At 44.2% G+C, this 16,011-nt stretch carries 18 protein-coding genes and 1 tRNA gene; 12 read left to right on the top strand and 7 right to left on the bottom strand.

Translation table 11 applies throughout. From position 1 onward, the window contains the following. The first annotated feature begins 154 nt into the window (after positions 1-154). The 4 genes from FC07_RS02125 to FC07_RS02110 all read left to right on the top strand — a co-directional run bounded on the left by FC07_RS02125 (position 155) and on the right by FC07_RS02110 (position 2,526). Positions 155-412, top strand: a complete 258-nt coding sequence (locus FC07_RS02125) for a hypothetical protein (protein ID WP_057903484.1) — start codon at positions 155-157, stop codon at positions 410-412. Then, positions 409-648, top strand: coding sequence for a hypothetical protein (locus FC07_RS02120; RefSeq protein ID WP_057903483.1), 240 nt, complete (start codon positions 409-411; stop codon positions 646-648). Before FC07_RS02125 ends, FC07_RS02120 begins: the two co-directional genes overlap by 4 nt. A 30-nt stretch (positions 649-678) precedes the next feature. Next, on the top strand, positions 679-1,401 hold the full coding sequence (locus tag FC07_RS02115; RefSeq protein ID WP_155797747.1) for a hypothetical protein: 723 nt from the start codon (positions 679-681) through the stop codon (positions 1,399-1,401). Positions 1,402-2,103: 702 nt separating this feature from the next. After that, positions 2,104-2,526: an ArpU family phage packaging/lysis transcriptional regulator gene (locus FC07_RS02110; protein ID WP_057903481.1), complete on the top strand. Its 423-nt coding sequence runs from the start codon at positions 2,104-2,106 to the stop codon at positions 2,524-2,526. Positions 2,527-2,676: 150 nt separating this feature from the next. Here the strand turns inward: FC07_RS02110 and FC07_RS02105 are convergent, their stop codons facing one another. The 7 genes from FC07_RS02105 to FC07_RS02075 form a co-directional block, all read right to left on the bottom strand. Further along, complete coding sequence (locus tag FC07_RS02105; RefSeq protein ID WP_057903480.1) at positions 2,677-3,120, bottom strand: flavodoxin; 444 nt, start codon at positions 3,118-3,120, stop codon at positions 2,677-2,679. A 1,238-nt stretch (positions 3,121-4,358) separates the two neighbouring features. Next, positions 4,359-4,429, bottom strand: a tRNA-Gly gene (locus tag FC07_RS02100). 111 nt (positions 4,430-4,540) lie between these two features. Beyond that, on the bottom strand, positions 4,541-6,160 hold the full coding sequence (locus tag FC07_RS02095) for an ABC-F family ATP-binding cassette domain-containing protein (protein ID WP_057903479.1): 1,620 nt from the start codon (positions 6,158-6,160) through the stop codon (positions 4,541-4,543). A gap of 178 nt (positions 6,161-6,338) precedes the next feature. Beyond that, positions 6,339-7,715 carry a zinc ribbon domain-containing protein gene (locus FC07_RS02090; protein WP_057903478.1) on the bottom strand — a complete coding sequence of 459 codons (1,377 nt, stop codon included), beginning with the start codon at positions 7,713-7,715 and terminating at the stop codon, positions 6,339-6,341. Positions 7,716-7,726: 11 nt separating this feature from the next. Next, positions 7,727-8,734, bottom strand: a complete 1,008-nt coding sequence (locus FC07_RS02085) for a zinc-ribbon domain-containing protein (protein ID WP_057903477.1) — start codon at positions 8,732-8,734, stop codon at positions 7,727-7,729. Between the two features lie 260 nt (positions 8,735-8,994). Next, a complete protein-coding gene (locus FC07_RS02080; protein WP_057903476.1) occupies positions 8,995-10,539 on the bottom strand; it encodes an MFS transporter in 1,545 nt (514 codons plus the stop codon). Further along, positions 10,526-11,026, bottom strand: coding sequence for a hypothetical protein (locus FC07_RS02075; RefSeq protein ID WP_162255859.1), 501 nt, complete (start codon positions 11,024-11,026; stop codon positions 10,526-10,528). Before FC07_RS02075 ends, FC07_RS02080 begins: the two co-directional genes overlap by 14 nt. A 251-nt stretch (positions 11,027-11,277) precedes the next feature. Between FC07_RS02075 and FC07_RS16135 the strand changes: the two genes are divergently transcribed. The 8 genes from FC07_RS16135 (at position 11,278) to FC07_RS02045 (ending at position 15,942) form a co-directional block, all read left to right on the top strand. After that, positions 11,278-11,484, top strand: coding sequence for a hypothetical protein (locus FC07_RS16135; RefSeq protein ID WP_235807436.1), 207 nt, complete (start codon positions 11,278-11,280; stop codon positions 11,482-11,484). A gap of 104 nt (positions 11,485-11,588) precedes the next feature. After that, a complete protein-coding gene (locus FC07_RS16265; protein WP_268872040.1) occupies positions 11,589-11,705 on the top strand; it encodes a hypothetical protein in 117 nt (38 codons plus the stop codon). 64 nt (positions 11,706-11,769) lie between these two features. Further along, on the top strand, positions 11,770-12,192 hold the full coding sequence (locus FC07_RS02070; protein ID WP_268872039.1) for a sugar-binding domain-containing protein: 423 nt from the start codon (positions 11,770-11,772) through the stop codon (positions 12,190-12,192). Positions 12,193-12,205: 13 nt separating this feature from the next. Continuing rightward, complete coding sequence (locus FC07_RS02065; protein WP_057903474.1) at positions 12,206-13,090, top strand: LysR family transcriptional regulator; 885 nt, start codon at positions 12,206-12,208, stop codon at positions 13,088-13,090. Between the two features lie 82 nt (positions 13,091-13,172). Further along, the gene (locus tag FC07_RS02060; RefSeq protein WP_057903473.1) at positions 13,173-14,636 is read left to right on the top strand and encodes a UbiD family decarboxylase; all 1,464 of its coding nucleotides are present in this window, start codon (positions 13,173-13,175) and stop codon (positions 14,634-14,636) included. 10 nt (positions 14,637-14,646) lie between these two features. Next, on the top strand, positions 14,647-15,222 hold the full coding sequence (locus FC07_RS02055; RefSeq protein WP_057903472.1) for a UbiX family flavin prenyltransferase: 576 nt from the start codon (positions 14,647-14,649) through the stop codon (positions 15,220-15,222). A 1-nt stretch (position 15,223) separates the two neighbouring features. Then, positions 15,224-15,616: a prenylated flavin chaperone LpdD gene (lpdD, locus tag FC07_RS02050; RefSeq protein ID WP_057903471.1), complete on the top strand. Its 393-nt coding sequence runs from the start codon at positions 15,224-15,226 to the stop codon at positions 15,614-15,616. A 62-nt stretch (positions 15,617-15,678) separates the two neighbouring features. Beyond that, positions 15,679-15,942, top strand: coding sequence for an HIRAN domain-containing protein (locus tag FC07_RS02045; protein ID WP_202813441.1), 264 nt, complete (start codon positions 15,679-15,681; stop codon positions 15,940-15,942). Positions 15,943-16,011 lie beyond the last annotated feature (69 nt).

The following is a 16,011-nucleotide window of genomic DNA, read 5'->3' as shown; positions in this document are numbered from 1 at the left end:
AAAAAGAGAAAGCCCAATGTAGCAACTTTCTCTTGACTAATGGTAGAAAATAAGCCGCATAACTTTGGCGAGTTACGGCTTAAAGGCAATCATTAGACACTCTTAATTGCTGCACCTTGCCTACAATCACATTAACGATAGGAGATCACAACAAATGATTTTATTTAATTTTACCACACAAGCTAAGAATGAGCACGGCGTTAACTACGCCTATATTACAGCAGCAGTTAACCAGTGTGAGCACCCTGTTTTAGCGGCAGGTGCTGTTTTGAAGCTATTAGACGTTATCAAGACACGGGCAATTGAACAACTGGATGACGTTTTCACCGATGACCTGTTAACGGGTATGGAAGAACTCATTCACGCCAACGTCATCAAGGTTAGCTTTGAGAAAGAAGGTGATCACGAATGAACGACAGTGAATTATCATCACTAATTTACAGCACTAATAATTGTGCTTCTACCCTTTCACTGGTACGCAACGGATTGGATGCAATCAGCATAGTTAGTTCAAACGAAGATTGTGGCCATGACTTTCACGCTAATTATGATGACCTATGCAACGCCCTTTCGTTGGTTATTGATGTGTTGAATCAGCATAGCGACAAGCTGGAAGCTCTCGAATTGAAAGAAGGTGATTGCGAATGATACCTACTAATTTGAACGGTGGTGATGCCTATGCCGATTATTAGGGCCATTCATGACAGTAACCACTATTATACAGTAATCAGCAATCAAGCAATTCACAGCGGCTTAACCCTGGGTGCTTTAGGATTGCTAACTTACCTACTTTCGTATAATGACGGCTGGTATTTTATCCAAAGCAAATTGCAGAAAGATACGGGATTGGGCCAAGTTGCATTTACACGGCTGCGAAAAGAGTTAGAGCAATCAGGATATTTAAGCATTGAACATCATCGCTGGCCTAATGGACTACCTCACAATATCTGGACAGTTAGAGAAACACCACTAACAAATGTGAACAGCGAAACACCGCCAGATAACTATAAAAGTTCAAAACCACTGTCGGCAGAAGTAGAAGCGGACATCAATTCATTTATTGCTGAATCGCCTTTAAAGCTTTCTAGTTCCGATACAACCAGAATATATGAATCAGCCGGTAACTTGTTGAATGCTGGTGCATCAAACAAAGATGCTACAATTTTGATTAAGCTAGCTGTCTTGAAATCTCGTAAGAAAGATAGGCCTGTTGCTTATCTTCAAAATATTGTCAGAAGTTGGATTGCTAAAGGTGTGCTAACCTTTTATGATGCAGATCAAGAAGAAATGGAATCCAACGGTTCTAACTACCAAAGCATGTTTTTACATGAATGGTGTGATGAATCTGAATCTTTAGTAGACAGTCTGGAAAACAATTCAATTAATTGGGATGAAATTTAAAGGGGAAATGGTCGCTTGAGAAAAGCGACTGGTATTCTTTTGATACTTAGTATCTTGATACTTAGTACATTGATACTTATTAGTCATTGATTTACATTCATTGATAACCAATTATTGATAATCAATAGTGGTATTAAAATAGGAAGAAACGGTACCTATCTTATTAGCATGACACTGAAAAAGTGCATAAAAAAGGAGCGCTTGCACGCCCCAGGCACTGTGATTGGATTATTGATCGGATAACCCTTCGGCACCTTCCGTACCTGTATTATAACATGGTTTGCAGTTCAATCATCCACAATTAATTTTGCGAAGGCTTACGAGCGTATAAAAAAAGCTAACCATAAAGATTAGCTCTTAACCAATTAAACCACACTAGACTTGCGAACATGCCGTTACTGGTCGGACAGTAGCGGCTTTTTGTATGCCCTCATTCTAACAGAAAACGGGACAAAGTAAAATCACCTTTTGTGACTTTTCTGCCACTTGTGGCAGAATTTAGATAATAGCGTCCATGATTGTGCCCCTTTATTCAAATATCGGCGATTTTGCAATAAACGTGGTGAGCCAAATTCATGCTAGTATAATATAAGTGGATTATTTAGGCCTATCGTGCCAACTGATTAACTTTGCTATCTATTGAATGTGATTTGACCGCATGAGATTAGAACGGCTTAGAACGCAAATTATGGGGGAATAATGATGATTGATAAAAAGGCAACAATTGCTAAAGCTAAGCAGATACTAGACAAATACCGAGAAGAACGCGGCTATGCTCACATGCCAATTAATCCACGGGTTACAGCGAGAATAAGCAACCAGCCTGTATCAACAGCAGAAAGTGACCCTTACGCATTGGCACGGGTACAGCGTAAAGAAGCGGGCCAAGCCTTCACTGATTATATAGATCAAGCAATAGCAGCATTACCTGTTGAAGAATATCGCTGGATATTAGTTGCTAGGTATTGTGACGGTGGAGACAGTCATCACCCAGACCAGGATGCGCAAGAACGCTTGAACGACATGAATCCAATGTATTACAGCATTTCGCCAACAACATATTATATTAAGCGTGACAAAGCGTTATTAGCGTTAGCCGATATACTAGGCTGTGAAGTATATTAAAAAAGCACCAAACCCATTGGATTTAGTGCTATCGCCGTTCCCATAATTATTTGACAACTTCTTGTATTATATCATGAAGGCGTGTCTTAAATGCATTGTATGGTAGTGTTCCACTAAAAAGGCTGGTTTAGTCACATGGGTTAAGACCGACTATGCCTTAGCCAGCTCATCGACAAATGTTTGCAATCGTGCAACATCATCGGCTTCAGCATCCTGATCGATTTTGACAGTAGCGCTACCCTTTTTAGCACCGGTTGCTTCAAAAGCCGCTTCAAACAAATCGGCTGCTTTGCAGAATGTTGCTGCATGCATTTCTTGATCTCCACTGCCAACGACACCATAAATTTTACCTGAAAGTGTTTCAGATGATAAGTCATTATGAAAATCTTCGAATTCATCAGGTACTTCACCAACGCCGTAAGTATAAGTTGCTACAATTGCAATATCAGCGTCTTCAAAAACATCGCTGTCTGCGTCGTCCGCTTCGATCCGTTCAACGTCTAAGCCAGCAGCTTTCAATTTTTCTTCAAGAATTTCAGAGATGCCTTCTGTGTTACCTGTCATACTTGCATAAACAATTTTTGCTAATGTCATTTGAATCACCCTTCTCACTAACGATCACCAGCTATGCATAGCCCTTCTCGCAATCGATAGGAATAATTTTCTCGAACAAATTTATTATAATGGCTGAACAAACTTTTTGTACAGGCCTAGTTACAACATCATTTTATGTTTTTCTGACGAGTTCCTGTTTTAAAGTGCTTTAATAATGGCATCAATAGCGTCTGTTAATTGAAAAAATAGTAGCAATTCTTGCTTTGGCGTTTCGAAATAATTGAGACTGCTTATCAATAATATGGAAGAATAACATCTGTCTATGAGATGTTGGATATGTCTTTGCCGGATGCTTTGCCACCTTGCTGGTGGTATGCCTGTTCACTATTGGGTGGTTTGTTTGTCAGTTGATTGTCAGGCGTTTGTCAGTATTGGCCCATTTTTGATGTCGGTTCGTTGTCCGTTTGATGTGCAATAAATATGCTGATTGGTATAGAAATAGACTTACTTAGGGATGAAATAGCTAAAGCGCAATGCGCTTAAACAGCTGTAAAATCCATTCTAAGCAAGTCTATTCTTTTAGGTGTGATTACATTCAGAAGACATGATACCCTTTTTATCCCCGCCCCTATAGGCGTGGTTAAGAAGAGCGACACACTATCGTCCACTCGCGGGATGAACGATTTTTCAAACGATTTAGCAAGGGGGCCATAAGCTAAACAAGAATCATTCTAAATAGTGAGCATTGTTGCCATAAGTGGCATTGCATTAATGGATAGGCCAGTGGCGAGCTTGCGTATACATAAAAATAGTGCACATTTTAGGCGAATACTGCTAATTGCATCAAATAGTGATCACACACGCGTCTACCATAAACAAAAAGCCGCCACTCAAATGAGCAACGGCAACAGCGATTCTTCAATATTTAACTGCTAGGTATAACTTCAAGAATCGCAAATAGCTAAGACGCTAAAGTAAGAGGACTGCAATCCTCTTTCATAAGTTTAATCAATTGATGCCCTATGTTCAATGCCTGCTTTCACCTATCTGATTGTCGCAATCACTCAAAAGTGTTTAGAGTAATCAAAAAACCACTACCCAAAAGTAGTGGCCATGCCCCGTCAATTCGCTGTTTTTTTATAAAAAAAGGGTTTAGAAAAAGGTTTAGATTTACTTGAAAAACAATGCTAATTCATGACAATTTATCAGAATTGGCTTGATACAAAAAAATACCAGCATCCTTTCGGAATACCGGTATATCAACGTTTAAAGCTATAAGCGGGTGACGGGAATCGGACCCGCGACGCGAGCTTGGGAAGCTCGAATTTTACCACTAAACTACACCCGCATTGCTAAGTACTATTTAACAACTCATTTAGTATAGCAGATAAAATAGTACTTCGTAAACCCCTAATTTGAAAAAATCATCATTTTTTGGTTATAGGGTGAATTAGCAATTTTAGTATAAGGTTTGAACCTTTTCTTGGACGTCTTGGTGGGCGATAAATTCATCGTAAGTCGTATCTGCACGATCCACAATGCCCTTTGGCCCCACTTCAATAATGTGATCCGCAATGGTTTGAATAAATTGATGATCGTGACTGGTGAAGATCATTGAGCCTGTGAAGTCGATCAAGGCGTTGTTCAAGCTGGTAATGCTTTCCAAGTCAAGATGGTTGGTCGGATCGTCTAACAACAGCACATTGGCCTTGCTCAACATTAACTTGGATAAATAACTACGCACTTTTTCGCCACCAGAAAGCACCGGCACTTCTTTCAAAACTTCGTCGCCTTTAAACAACATCTGGCCTAAAAAGCCGCGTAAGAAGGTATTGTCGCTTTCTTCTTTGCTGGCAAATTGCCGCAGCCATTCTAAAATATTCAAATTATCGCTAAACTCTGGATTTAAGTCCTTCGGCATCGACGCACGATTGGTGGTGACACCCCAAGTGATCGTACCACTATCAGGGGTTAAGGTGCCTGCTAACAGTTGCATTAATGTGCTGGTCGTTGCATCTGAGCGGGAAATCAAAGCTGTTTTATCCCCTGGTCGCAAAATAAAGCTCACCTGATCTAATACTTTTTGGCCATCAATGGTTTTACTGACATTTTCCACACGTAACAAGTCATTGCCCAGTTCACGTTCAGGGGTGAATTTGATAAATGGATATTTACGTGAACTTGGTTTAATGTCATCTAAAGTGATTTTATCCAATTGCTTTTTACGCGACGTTGCTTGCTTGGATTTCGAGGCGTTTGCAGAGAAACGGGCAATAAATTCTTGTAATTGTTGGATCTGTTCTTCTTTTTTAGCATTGGCTTGATTGCGCAATTTTAGCGCCAACTCTGAACTTTGTAACCAAAAATCATAGTTCCCCACAAACAATTCAATACGACCAAAATCCACGTCACACATATGCGTACAAGCCGCATTTAAGAAGTGACGGTCATGGCTGACGATCAGCACCGTATTTTCATAATTGGCTAAAAAGTTTTCCAACCAGCTAATTGTTTGAGGATCCAGCCCGTTGGTTGGTTCGTCTAATAACAGCACGTCTGGTTTGCCAAATAAAGCTTGGGCTAACAAGACTTTAATTTTTTCGCTTTCAGATAAATCTTTCATCAAATGTTGATGTTGCGCCTCTGGAATATCTAAGGATTGCAACAGCTGGCTGGCATCACTTTCAGCGTTCCAACCATCCATTTCGGCAAATTCGCCTTCTAATTCCGCAGCTTTCATCCCATCTGCATCGGAAAAGTCCGGTTTCGCATAAAGCGCGTCTTTTTCCGTCATGACTTGATAAAGGCGATCATGGCCTTGCAACACGGTGTTCATAATCGTTTGATCATCGTAAGCAAAGTGATCCTGTTTCAAGCTACTCATCCGCTCGTTAGGCCCTAATGTCACTGTCCCAGTGGTTGGGGTGAGTTGGCCTTCCAGAATTTTGAGAAAAGTAGACTTTCCGGCCCCATTGGCACCAATAATGCCATAACAGTTACCAGGGGTAAATTTTAAGTTGACGTCGTCGTATAATTTACGATCGGAAAAACGCATGGATACATTTGAAACAGTTAACAATGAAGCCCCTCCTTGTCACGTTCAGTGATTTTAGCTAAATTCATTATTCCATCTTATCAGATTCAGATTGTGGGAACAATCGTCGTGACCAAAAAGTATTCATGAAAATAGACTAAGCGGTTATGCAACACCCGATAAAGTCAAAAAGACACTTGCAGCGCTTGCAAGTGTCTTCGGCTTAATCGTCATCTGACGCATTAATTTTTTGATTCTTAATTTGTTGTGCCGGCGCAATCGCATCTATGCGATAATCATCCGTTCCGGTTTTGACAACTTTAGCTGTGTAACGATAGACTTGAATATGCTCGTCCTCGGTATCTTCATCGTCTGGATTACTGTAAAAATCGTACTCCACATCGTAGGTTACTTTGGCCACATTACGTTTATCAGGTACCACATGCTTCATGGTAACCTGATACGAAACACTATCAACGTTATCATCATCATGATAGCCCCGTGCCATTTTGACATATTCTTGATATTCAGAATTACTGCTACCATTAACAAACAGTTTAGCAAAGTCAGATGGTGCGCTATTATCCCCAGTATCGGTTATATCAGCCACATACCGGTAAACATCATTAAATAAGCTATCTGCATTGGTATGACTGATCACACCGGGAAAGCCAACTGTCAACGTGATGCCATCATCAGTTTCATGAATTTTTTTCGTCTTAGACACAACTTTACCAGCGCTACCTTGGTACTGCAACGTTAAGCCAAGTTGACTGGCCCAAGGATAATCTGAAATGGCCAACATACCGGTGCTGTCCAACGTGCCAACCTTTTTACCATTCAGATAGGCCACCGCGTTCGGATAGCTTTGGACATTAAATGAGACCGTTTTAAGTGATAAGTCATATGCAGTACTGCTTAAAATATTATTGTTACTTTGATTCACCATATGATGACCGCCAACAGTGCCAGCTGCTTTCAAATTATAACGACCTGGCACCAGTGGTGAAAGTACCTTGCTATAATAATCACTGCTTGATGTGGCCGTTTTTTTACCATCGACGTACAATTTTACGTTACGATGATTAGTGGACAAGCGTGGATAAACAGGCTGAACTTGCAACCGATAACGTGGAAAAAACAACCAATAATGGCCTGATTGTAAGTAGCGGTAGCCGCCATCTAATGCTGTCCCATTAAATTGATTATTGTTTTGTAATGCCGTTTGAAACGTGGTCAGTTCACTAGGATATTTTTTAAAATAACGGGTTAATGGCTTCACCGCTTGATCAGTTAATCTCAGCTTTGTATCCGTTGTGATAAATTGCTTAGCAACACCGTGATGGCCTTTTTGAATCGCTGTTACAGTACGCTGCAATTGCCGCTGTGGGGTGTAATAGGTTTTAGCGCTAAAAAAGCCAATGACCAATAATCCTAGTACAACCAAACCTGTATAAAAGGGCCAACGCTTTTTCGGTTGCGTTACTGTCGCTGCTTGCAGTCCGGTTGTTGCAGGCTGAACCGCCTGACCACAATTCGGACAAAATGCTGCACCATCTTGTAGCTTAGCGCCACAATTGGGACAAAATGTGATTTTCACGACGACGCCCCCTAAAACAAATCGCTCCAGTTAAAGTTTCTGAGTAAATTCGTTGCCACCGATTGCATGGCCAGATCAAGCACAATGTAATTAAAAATACCAGTTAAGATCACAGCACCGATCGCCCGATAGATTCGATCAAACTTTTCTTGTTCCGTTTTCAAAACACTGGCGATCATCCCAATATGTAACACAACGCTTTCGACAGCTAATGCGCCAACAAATAACTTCGTAGAAGATAAGAAGCTGGTTAACAAGTCGCTGCTGTTAGTCGCAACCGTTGTTGGCACTAAAAAGGCCGCCAATACGACGACAATGGCCGGCACCAACACATAATTACTGGTATGGGCATAGCGGTTGGTGAAATCAAAAAGCTTCGGTGTCTTTGGGCCGATTTGCATCACATAACTGATCAAAACAGCCCCTACATAAATAATCAAGTATAAGAGCAAGAATTTCAAAAAAGTACTCAATGTGAAAAAAGAAGTGCCATTGGTGGTGACACCGAATAAAGTTGCTAAACTGCTGACACTGGCGCCAGCCGCAATGGCAGTCTGTTCAAAGTGACGCAATAAGACGTAAAATCCCAACGCATTCAGTACCGCTAATAATGCAAAGGTCACCATCCCAAAATAGGCGTGGGCTTGCTGGTCCGTATTAAATGGTGCTTTTAACGAGCTCACAAACCAATGCCAGTAATTGGTGGCAAATTGCTTGGTGTCATCGATTCGCGCCGCAACTTGCGGATTCAGGGTCGCGGTGGCTTGCGCGTGCGTTGCACTTTGCGCCTGCGTGCCATTCTGATGATGGCCCTGCGCAGCCGCTGACTTTGGCGCGGTGGCCGATGTCACCGTTGCCTTTTCTGTGGTCGCCGTTTGTTTCGTGACCTGAGTCGTTGCAGATGAAGCGGGTTGTGTGGGCTGTACCGCCGAAACGGTTGCTTGAACGGGCTTGCCACACGTCACGCAGAATTTCGCCCCTGCCGGAATTTCTGCGCCGCAATGGGTACAATAGTTCATTAAAAAACCTCCTTGTCATTAAGAAACGGTGCACGATTGCTTTTCTGAAGACCGCCTATTTTCCAAATAAACAACCGTCAACAGCATCAATCAAGCCATGTCAATCCCCCTGCGCCACGTGCACGTCGTTTCTCGTGTTAAGTAACACTAATCGTAGCATATAAAACAACCTGTGCTTTGTAAAGCGTTATTTATGAAATAAAACTTTGTTTTGACACGCAAAAACGCCTTACCCCATTGGCAAGACGTTTCAGTTGCAATCAATCTTCAGTAACAGCGTGGCTCCGCATCAGCAGTGCCGCTAAAATAGCGCCGGCAATGGCGATTCCGGCTGAAGCTAAAATCGTGGCGGTCATCCCTTTATCATAGGCCGTCACCACAATTTGTTGCACTTGTTTGATGCCTGGAAAGTTTGCGAATGCTTTGGCAAACACCACTTGGTGACCTGAAAACGGTCCTGCTGTGATCAAAGCACTGTGCACGTGTTTCACCGCGGCAGTTGGCAGACCCGCTTGGTCCAAGTGACCATTTAAATAGGCCTCATAATGGCTGGTTTGGATCAACCCAAGCACCACCACACCAACTGTGGTCCCAATTTGCCGGAACACATTGAGCAAGCCTGACGCCATGCCCATTTCATGCAGTTTAACACCTTCCATCCCGGCAGTATTCAACAATGGATTGACCATCCCGTTCATGATTCCCATCAGCACCATCCCAGGCCATAAATCGACAAAACTCACATCAGGCCCCATTGCGTGTGCCAATAATAGAAAACCAATGCCACCGATCAGCAGACTCCCGCTGATCATCCACTTCTTCGAGAAACGGTTGCCTAAAATTCCCGTAATGGGACCCAGAATCAAGGACCACATACTAATGGTCAACTGACGGACCCCTGTTTGTAGTGCTGAGTAACCAATGTAATTTTGCATTAATCCGGTTAAAAAGGCGTTAAACGCGTAGATGCCTAAGCCTAAGGTTAAGGCCACCAGTGTTGCACCCACAAAATGCCGTTGTTTAAACATGGTTAAGTTCATCATTGGGTCTTTGACCTTTAATTCCACGACAATGAAAATAATCAGTAACAAAATTGCGGCCATTAACCAGCCAGCAATGCGCAGATTGGTCCACGCCCAGTGAGAATGATTTTCTTTTTGGATCAAGCCAAAGATCCCGGTAAATAAGGTTGCCGCTGATAATAGCATGCCTAAAAAGTCGATGCGCTGTTTGGCACCATAACTTGGCGTCTCTTGAATGTAAATGGCAGACATCACTAAGGCAATCAGCCCAATCGGCACGTTCACAAAGAAAATCGACGACCAGCCAAATTGTCCCACTAAGTAACCGCCGACTAATGGTCCAGAAGCGGTGGACAGCCCAATCACTGACCCTAAAATGCCTAGCGCTGTACCGCGCGAACGCCCTTCAAAGTTAGACGCGGTTAACGCCATCGACAAAGAATTCATCCCCGCGCCACCAACGGCCTGCACCCCACGGCTAATATCCAGCACCATTAATGAGGAAGCCATCCCGTTTACAGCGGAGGCGGCAATAAAGATCACCATGGAGATCATGAAAATCTTTTTACGGCCGTACATGTCCCCTAATTTTGAAACAATCAATAAGGTAACGGCAAACATTAACGTATAAGCGTTTAAAACCCATTGTAAATTCGTAAAGGTGGTGTTCAACTCAGTGGCCATGGTGGGCAGCGCCACGTTCACAACCGTGACATCCAGTAAACTCATGAACACCCCTAATGACATGGCGGTTAACGCCAACCATTTTTTATTCTTTTTCATGATCTAACTCCTTTAATTGCGTCTCGATCCAATCTAACTTGGTTTGACTTAATTGTTGGTTCAAATGAATATTGCGAATGCCCCAAGTAAAATAGTCATTCGTTGGAACATCGGCTTGTTCTTGGCGCACATGTTCTTCACCAATGTGATAATGCGTGAGATCCTCTTGCACAAATTCCCGATAAGCCAATAAAATTTGCCGCTGTAACGCCGGTTCAACTGCTGGCAACGCGCGGATCTTGCACCGATAGATCGATTCCGTTTTAGTATTACGCGGAACAGGTTGTTGTAATAATTGCTTTAAATGCGCCATTCCTTGTGGCAATAAGTGCGCCACTTTTTCATCCCGCGCACTGTCGGTTTCCCGCAAGGCAATGTCTCCTTGTTGTTCCAATTGCTTCAAAACCGGATAAATCGCGCTATTTGTCACTTTATGGCGCGGAATATCCATATTTTCCCAAATGATCCGCAACTTGTAGCCTGACATATCCCGGGCTGCTAACGAACTTAAAATTAATAAAACGTAAATGCTGATCACCTCACCTGTTTTTTTGACCTATTGAATGATAGGTCAAAAAAACAGGTCTGTCAAGCAAAAAAATAAAATGCATTTCGCTTTTACCAATTGAATTGAGACACGCCTCCTGGCACTTATGCATGGCACACTGCTTAAATCAAACTGCCGTACTAACGCACCGCCTAAATGTGCTATGCTAAGAAGCGAAAGGCGGTGCTGTCATGGATGTTGCCAAACAAGAATTATTGGCACGAGTCGCTTACCTTTATGACGTTGAAAATCAAATCGCAAAAACATTGGACATTTATTGGACCACCATTAGCCGTTTGCTCAAACAGGCTCGGGAAACGGGTGTAGTCACCATTTTGATCAACAGCGGTATCAATTGGAAATGGCGCTTAAACAACGGTTTCAATTGCAACACTTGATTTTATTCCCACAGCAGGCAGCCGCCAACCCAGCTGCTTAAAATCAGGCCCTGGCCTTAGCAGCCGCAATATATTTAAAACGGCTGATTCGGCCCCATGCAGTGATGGACTTTGCTTGGGGATCTGCTTTGGCCAAAATGATTGGCCAACTGCAACAACCTGTTCAAACAGCGGCGACTTTTGTCCCACTAGTTGGTGGTCCTCGCCCAATACCATGTTAATGGCATCGTTTATGCTGCTGCCCGGCAATTTGACGGCCGTCGTTGATTTGTGGACGCCACTGCTGTGCAGGAATCCAAATACGTGCGGGATGGCATTATCAACGCTCAATACTTTCAAATCATTCAACACTGTTGGGACCAACTGGACATTGCGTTTGTGGGGATTGGCGGGCCTTTAACCAAAACCACCAGTCGTTGGCGGAATCTGTTAACTGACGCTGATCGGGCCATATTACAGGAACGTGGCGCGGTGGGCGACTGCTGCTGCACCTTTTACGACCGCACTGGCAAGATTCTCACCGGCGAGCTTCTGGATCGGACGATTGCCATTCCATTTGCCAAACTAAAACGCGTGCCGCAAACCGTGGGCGTGGCACGCGCATTGGCAAAAGTACCAGCGATCAAAGCATTGCTAGACATGCAGCTCCTGAATACCCTGATCATAGATGAAGAAACTGCGCAACGGCTACTGACTGTTGCCGATTAGAAAGGACAGCTTAATGGATCTTAAAAAGTTAACCGCTTTTGTCGACTTAGCGGCTTCCCTAAATTACACCGCCACCGCGGCCCATTTGTTTACCACGCAAGCCACGATTTCAAAACAAATCTTAGCCTTGGAAAAAGAACTCGATGTCACACTTTTTGACCGCCACCATCGGCAAGTGCAACTGACTAAAGCCGGACAGGTCTGCCTGCCTTGGGCGCAAAAAATGGTCACCGCACAACAGCAAATGCAGGCCGCTTTAGCCCAAGAAAAACAAGTGCAGTGCTTGACCATTCGCGGCATTCCGTCCATGGCCCACTACCCCGCTTTTCAGTGGCTCAGTCAATTTCACAAAGCTTATCCCAACATTCAATTACATTTTTCAGAAGCTGAAAGCTATGAGTTACTGCCAAGCCTTCAAACCAAGGCCAGTGACATTGTGTTCATGCGGCTTTTTCCAGATAATCGGGTGCCAGGTGATAAACTAATCACTGCCACCGATCATTTTGTCGTGGTGTTGCCAAAGCACCACCCTTTAGCAGATGCCAATCAATTAACGATTGCTGAAATTGCCCAGCAGGAATTATTGATTCTCAATCAAACCACCAATCTTTATCAACCGATCTGGCAACGTTTGATTGCGGTGAACCCCCACCCCCACATTGTTTATGAAGGGCAGCGCATCGACTTAATGCTCCAATTGGTCCAACAAGGCCTGGGCATCGCCATCACCATGGCGCAAACCTTAACGGCGGAAAGTCGCGCCACTTTGGAAGTCATTCCATTAAGTGATGCCCCGGTTAGCCAGTTAGCCTTTATTCGCCGCCACCCTGCACCGCCACAAACCCAAGCGTTTTGGTCATTTTGTCAGCAGCAACTGGCACATGCCACTTTGGAATAGTTAACGGCTTAACTTGAATTGAACCCTACCCTTTAACAGTTCATAATGAACCTAACAGTTGTTTAACAGAAAGGATGATTCGATGACTTATGATTTACGGCGCGTTTTAGCAGAATTAAAAGAACAACCTGGGCAATACCATGAAACCGACTTGGAAATTGACCCTAACGCTGATTTAGCTGGGGTTTACCGCTATATCGGTGCTGGCGGTACCGTTCAACGCCCGACACAAGAAGGCCCTGCCATGATGTTTAATACCATTAAAGGTTTTCCAAACAGTCGTGTACTGATTGGGGCACTGGCCAGCCGCAAGCGTCTCGGTGCGATTTTGCATCATGATTGGCGCACATTAGGGCATTTGTTAAATGAGGCCGTTGAACACCCAGTGCCACCAGTGACGGTTGCCCACGATGTCGCACCTGCCCAGGAAGTGGTCCAATTGGCCAGTGAACCAACGTTTGACATTCGCCGGATCTTAGCTGCCCCAACCAATACGCCCCTTGATGCAGGCCCGTATATTACCATGGGCGTGGTGTATGGCTCGAGTCCTGATGGTCAACAAAGCGACGCCACTATTCACCGCATGGTGCTGGAAGATCGGGACACCATCGGTATGTACATTATGCCCGGCGGCCGTCATTTAGGCGTTTTCTTAAAGGAATACGAGGCTTTAAACAAACCCATGCCGATCACCATTAACATTGGGTTGGATCCTGCCATTCCGGTTGGTGTGACCTTTGAGCCACCGGCAACACCACTGGGCTACAATGAATTACAGATTGCCGGCGCGCTACGTCATGAGCCCGTTCAACTGGTGCCAGGTGTAGCCGTTCAACAAAAAGGTTTGGCCCAAGCCGAATGGATCATTGAAGCTGAGATCATGCCAAATCAGCACATGCAAGAAGATATCAATACCAACACTGGTTTTGCGATGCCTGAATTTCCAGGTTATAATGGCGACGCCAATCCAGCTGTGAATGTGGTGAAAGTCAAGGCTATTACCCATCGGGAAGATCGGCCCATCGTCCAAACCATGATTGGCCCTTCTGAAGAGCATGTCTCCATGGCCGGTATTCCCACCGAAGCATCGATTTTAAACTTAGTGGACCGCGCTATTCCGGGCAAAGTAAAGAATGTTTACAACGCCCCTGCCGGTGGTGGTAAATTAATGACCATTATGCAGATCCACAAAGACGATGAAGCTGACGAAGGGATTCAACGCCAAGCCGCCATTCTGGCCTTTTCAGCCTTTAAAGAACTGAAAACCGTGATTTTAGTCGATGATGATGTGGATATTTTTGATTGGAACGATGTGATGTGGACGATTAACACCCGCTTCCAGGCTAACCGTGACATTATGGTCTTGGAAGGCATGCGCAATCATCCGTTAGATCCTTCTGAACGGCCCAATTATGACCCCACTATTCGCATTCGCGGTATGAGTTCAAAATTAGTGCTAGATGGCACGGTGCCATTTAATTTAAAAGACCAGTTTAAACGCGCCAGCCTGAAAGAAATGCCAAATTGGCGTGATTATTTAAAATAGAGGTGTTGACATGAAACGGATCGTCATCGGAATCACAGGTGCTTCCGGTACCATTTATGGCGTACGCTTATTAGAAGTTTTACAGGCCAATCCGCAGGTTGAAACCCATTTAGTCCTGAGTAAATGGGCAAAAGCCAACTTAGCCATTGAGCTGCCTGACTACACGCCCAAAGCCGTTAAAGCATTGGCCGACGTGACCTATTCTGAAAATAATATGGGTGCAGCCATTGCCAGTGGCTCCTTCCAACACGACGGCATGGTGGTAGTCCCTGCCAGCATGAAATCCGTTGCGGCTATGGCCACTGGCCTAGGTGATAATCTGATTGGTCGCGCCGCTGACGTGACCTTAAAAGAAAAACGACCACTGATCGTGGTTCCTCGAGAAACGCCGCTGAGCCAGCTACATTTGCGCAATCTGCTGACCTTAGCCGACATGGGCGTGACCATTGTCCCACCAATTCCTGCTTTTTATAATCGGCCACAAACCATTCAAGACTTAGTGGATCATACCGTCATGAAATTATTAGACCAATTACACCTTGAAAATGACCTGGTCCCACGCTGGACTGGCTTCAACGAGGCGTAAGATGACCACACAATTTCAAGCAACCCAAACAGACGTGACCTTAACCCTAACCGTTAAATGGCAAAACGCCGATTTGTTAATCGAACTCACCGGTGGCGATGTCCCGCATTACGGCGTGGTCACAGCGGTCAGTCAAGCCACGGCCCCGCAAACCATTAGCCTCCCGAGCCGACCAGGCCATGTCCATCAAGAAGGCCAATTATCGGAACAAGTGGCAGCCGTGATTCGCCCCGTTTTACCTGGCAATGCGATGATCGTATGTGGCGTCCACGTTGACAAGATTCGCCCTGACCAAATGCAAGCCATTTTTAAGTTAACCCAACAACTGGCCCAACAATTAAAAAATTGGTGTCGCACACAACACCCTGTGATCAAAACAGAACACTTTCAATAGCAAACAACGCCTGCTGCAAAATACGCAACAGGCGTTGTTTTACTGATTACGATGGGCTTGCCGTGATTCACAAATTGACGGTTGGTAAAATCGTCCAATTAGTCGCTGAACCTGATAACCTTTATGATGCCCAAGTGGTCGCCATTGATGACAAAACTCATCAATTAGATGCTATGCCTCATCAGCACAATGCGTGGCTCAACAAGCTTTTGCATTTTGGTTATCAAGACGCCCTTGAAGCGCATATCCAAACGGCAAATCTCGAAAATCATCCCGAACGCCAATTTCGAGTGGCTGTTCAGCTTAAAAACAACAAAATGCATTAAAAAATGCCTGTCTCACTGAAGTGCCCTACAATTGTTAGACAAGAAGTCTAATGATTGTGGGGCTTTTCT

The organism is Loigolactobacillus bifermentans DSM 20003 (assembly GCF_001434575.1).
GTDB classification, from domain to species: Bacteria; Bacillota; Bacilli; order Lactobacillales; family Lactobacillaceae; genus Loigolactobacillus; species Loigolactobacillus bifermentans.
This window is presented reverse-complemented; position numbering and strand designations above follow the sequence as displayed.

What these genes read in the sequence shown, in the direction of transcription:
- FC07_RS02075 (WP_162255859.1), bottom strand. Translation starts at nt 11,026, where the DNA reads ATGTCAGGCTACAAGTTGCGGATCATTTGGGAAAATATGGATATTCCG.
- FC07_RS02125 (WP_057903484.1), top strand. Translation starts at nt 155, where the DNA reads ATGATTTTATTTAATTTTACCACACAAGCTAAGAATGAGCACGGCGTT.
- FC07_RS16135 (WP_235807436.1), top strand. Translation starts at nt 11,278, where the DNA reads ATGGATGTTGCCAAACAAGAATTATTGGCACGAGTCGCTTACCTTTAT.
- lpdD (WP_057903471.1), top strand. Translation starts at nt 15,224, where the DNA reads ATGACCACACAATTTCAAGCAACCCAAACAGACGTGACCTTAACCCTA.
- FC07_RS02085 (WP_057903477.1), bottom strand. Translation starts at nt 8,734, where the DNA reads ATGAACTATTGTACCCATTGCGGCGCAGAAATTCCGGCAGGGGCGAAA.
- FC07_RS02110 (WP_057903481.1), top strand. Translation starts at nt 2,104, where the DNA reads ATGATTGATAAAAAGGCAACAATTGCTAAAGCTAAGCAGATACTAGAC.
- FC07_RS02120 (WP_057903483.1), top strand. Translation starts at nt 409, where the DNA reads ATGAACGACAGTGAATTATCATCACTAATTTACAGCACTAATAATTGT.
- FC07_RS02065 (WP_057903474.1), top strand. Translation starts at nt 12,206, where the DNA reads ATGGATCTTAAAAAGTTAACCGCTTTTGTCGACTTAGCGGCTTCCCTA.
- FC07_RS02060 (WP_057903473.1), top strand. Translation starts at nt 13,173, where the DNA reads ATGACTTATGATTTACGGCGCGTTTTAGCAGAATTAAAAGAACAACCT.
- FC07_RS02080 (WP_057903476.1), bottom strand. Translation starts at nt 10,539, where the DNA reads ATGAAAAAGAATAAAAAATGGTTGGCGTTAACCGCCATGTCATTAGGG.
- FC07_RS02115 (WP_155797747.1), top strand. Translation starts at nt 679, where the DNA reads ATGCCGATTATTAGGGCCATTCATGACAGTAACCACTATTATACAGTA.
- FC07_RS02055 (WP_057903472.1), top strand. Translation starts at nt 14,647, where the DNA reads ATGAAACGGATCGTCATCGGAATCACAGGTGCTTCCGGTACCATTTAT.
- FC07_RS02105 (WP_057903480.1), bottom strand. Translation starts at nt 3,120, where the DNA reads ATGACATTAGCAAAAATTGTTTATGCAAGTATGACAGGTAACACAGAA.
- FC07_RS16265 (WP_268872040.1), top strand. Translation starts at nt 11,589, where the DNA reads ATGGACTTTGCTTGGGGATCTGCTTTGGCCAAAATGATTGGCCAACTG.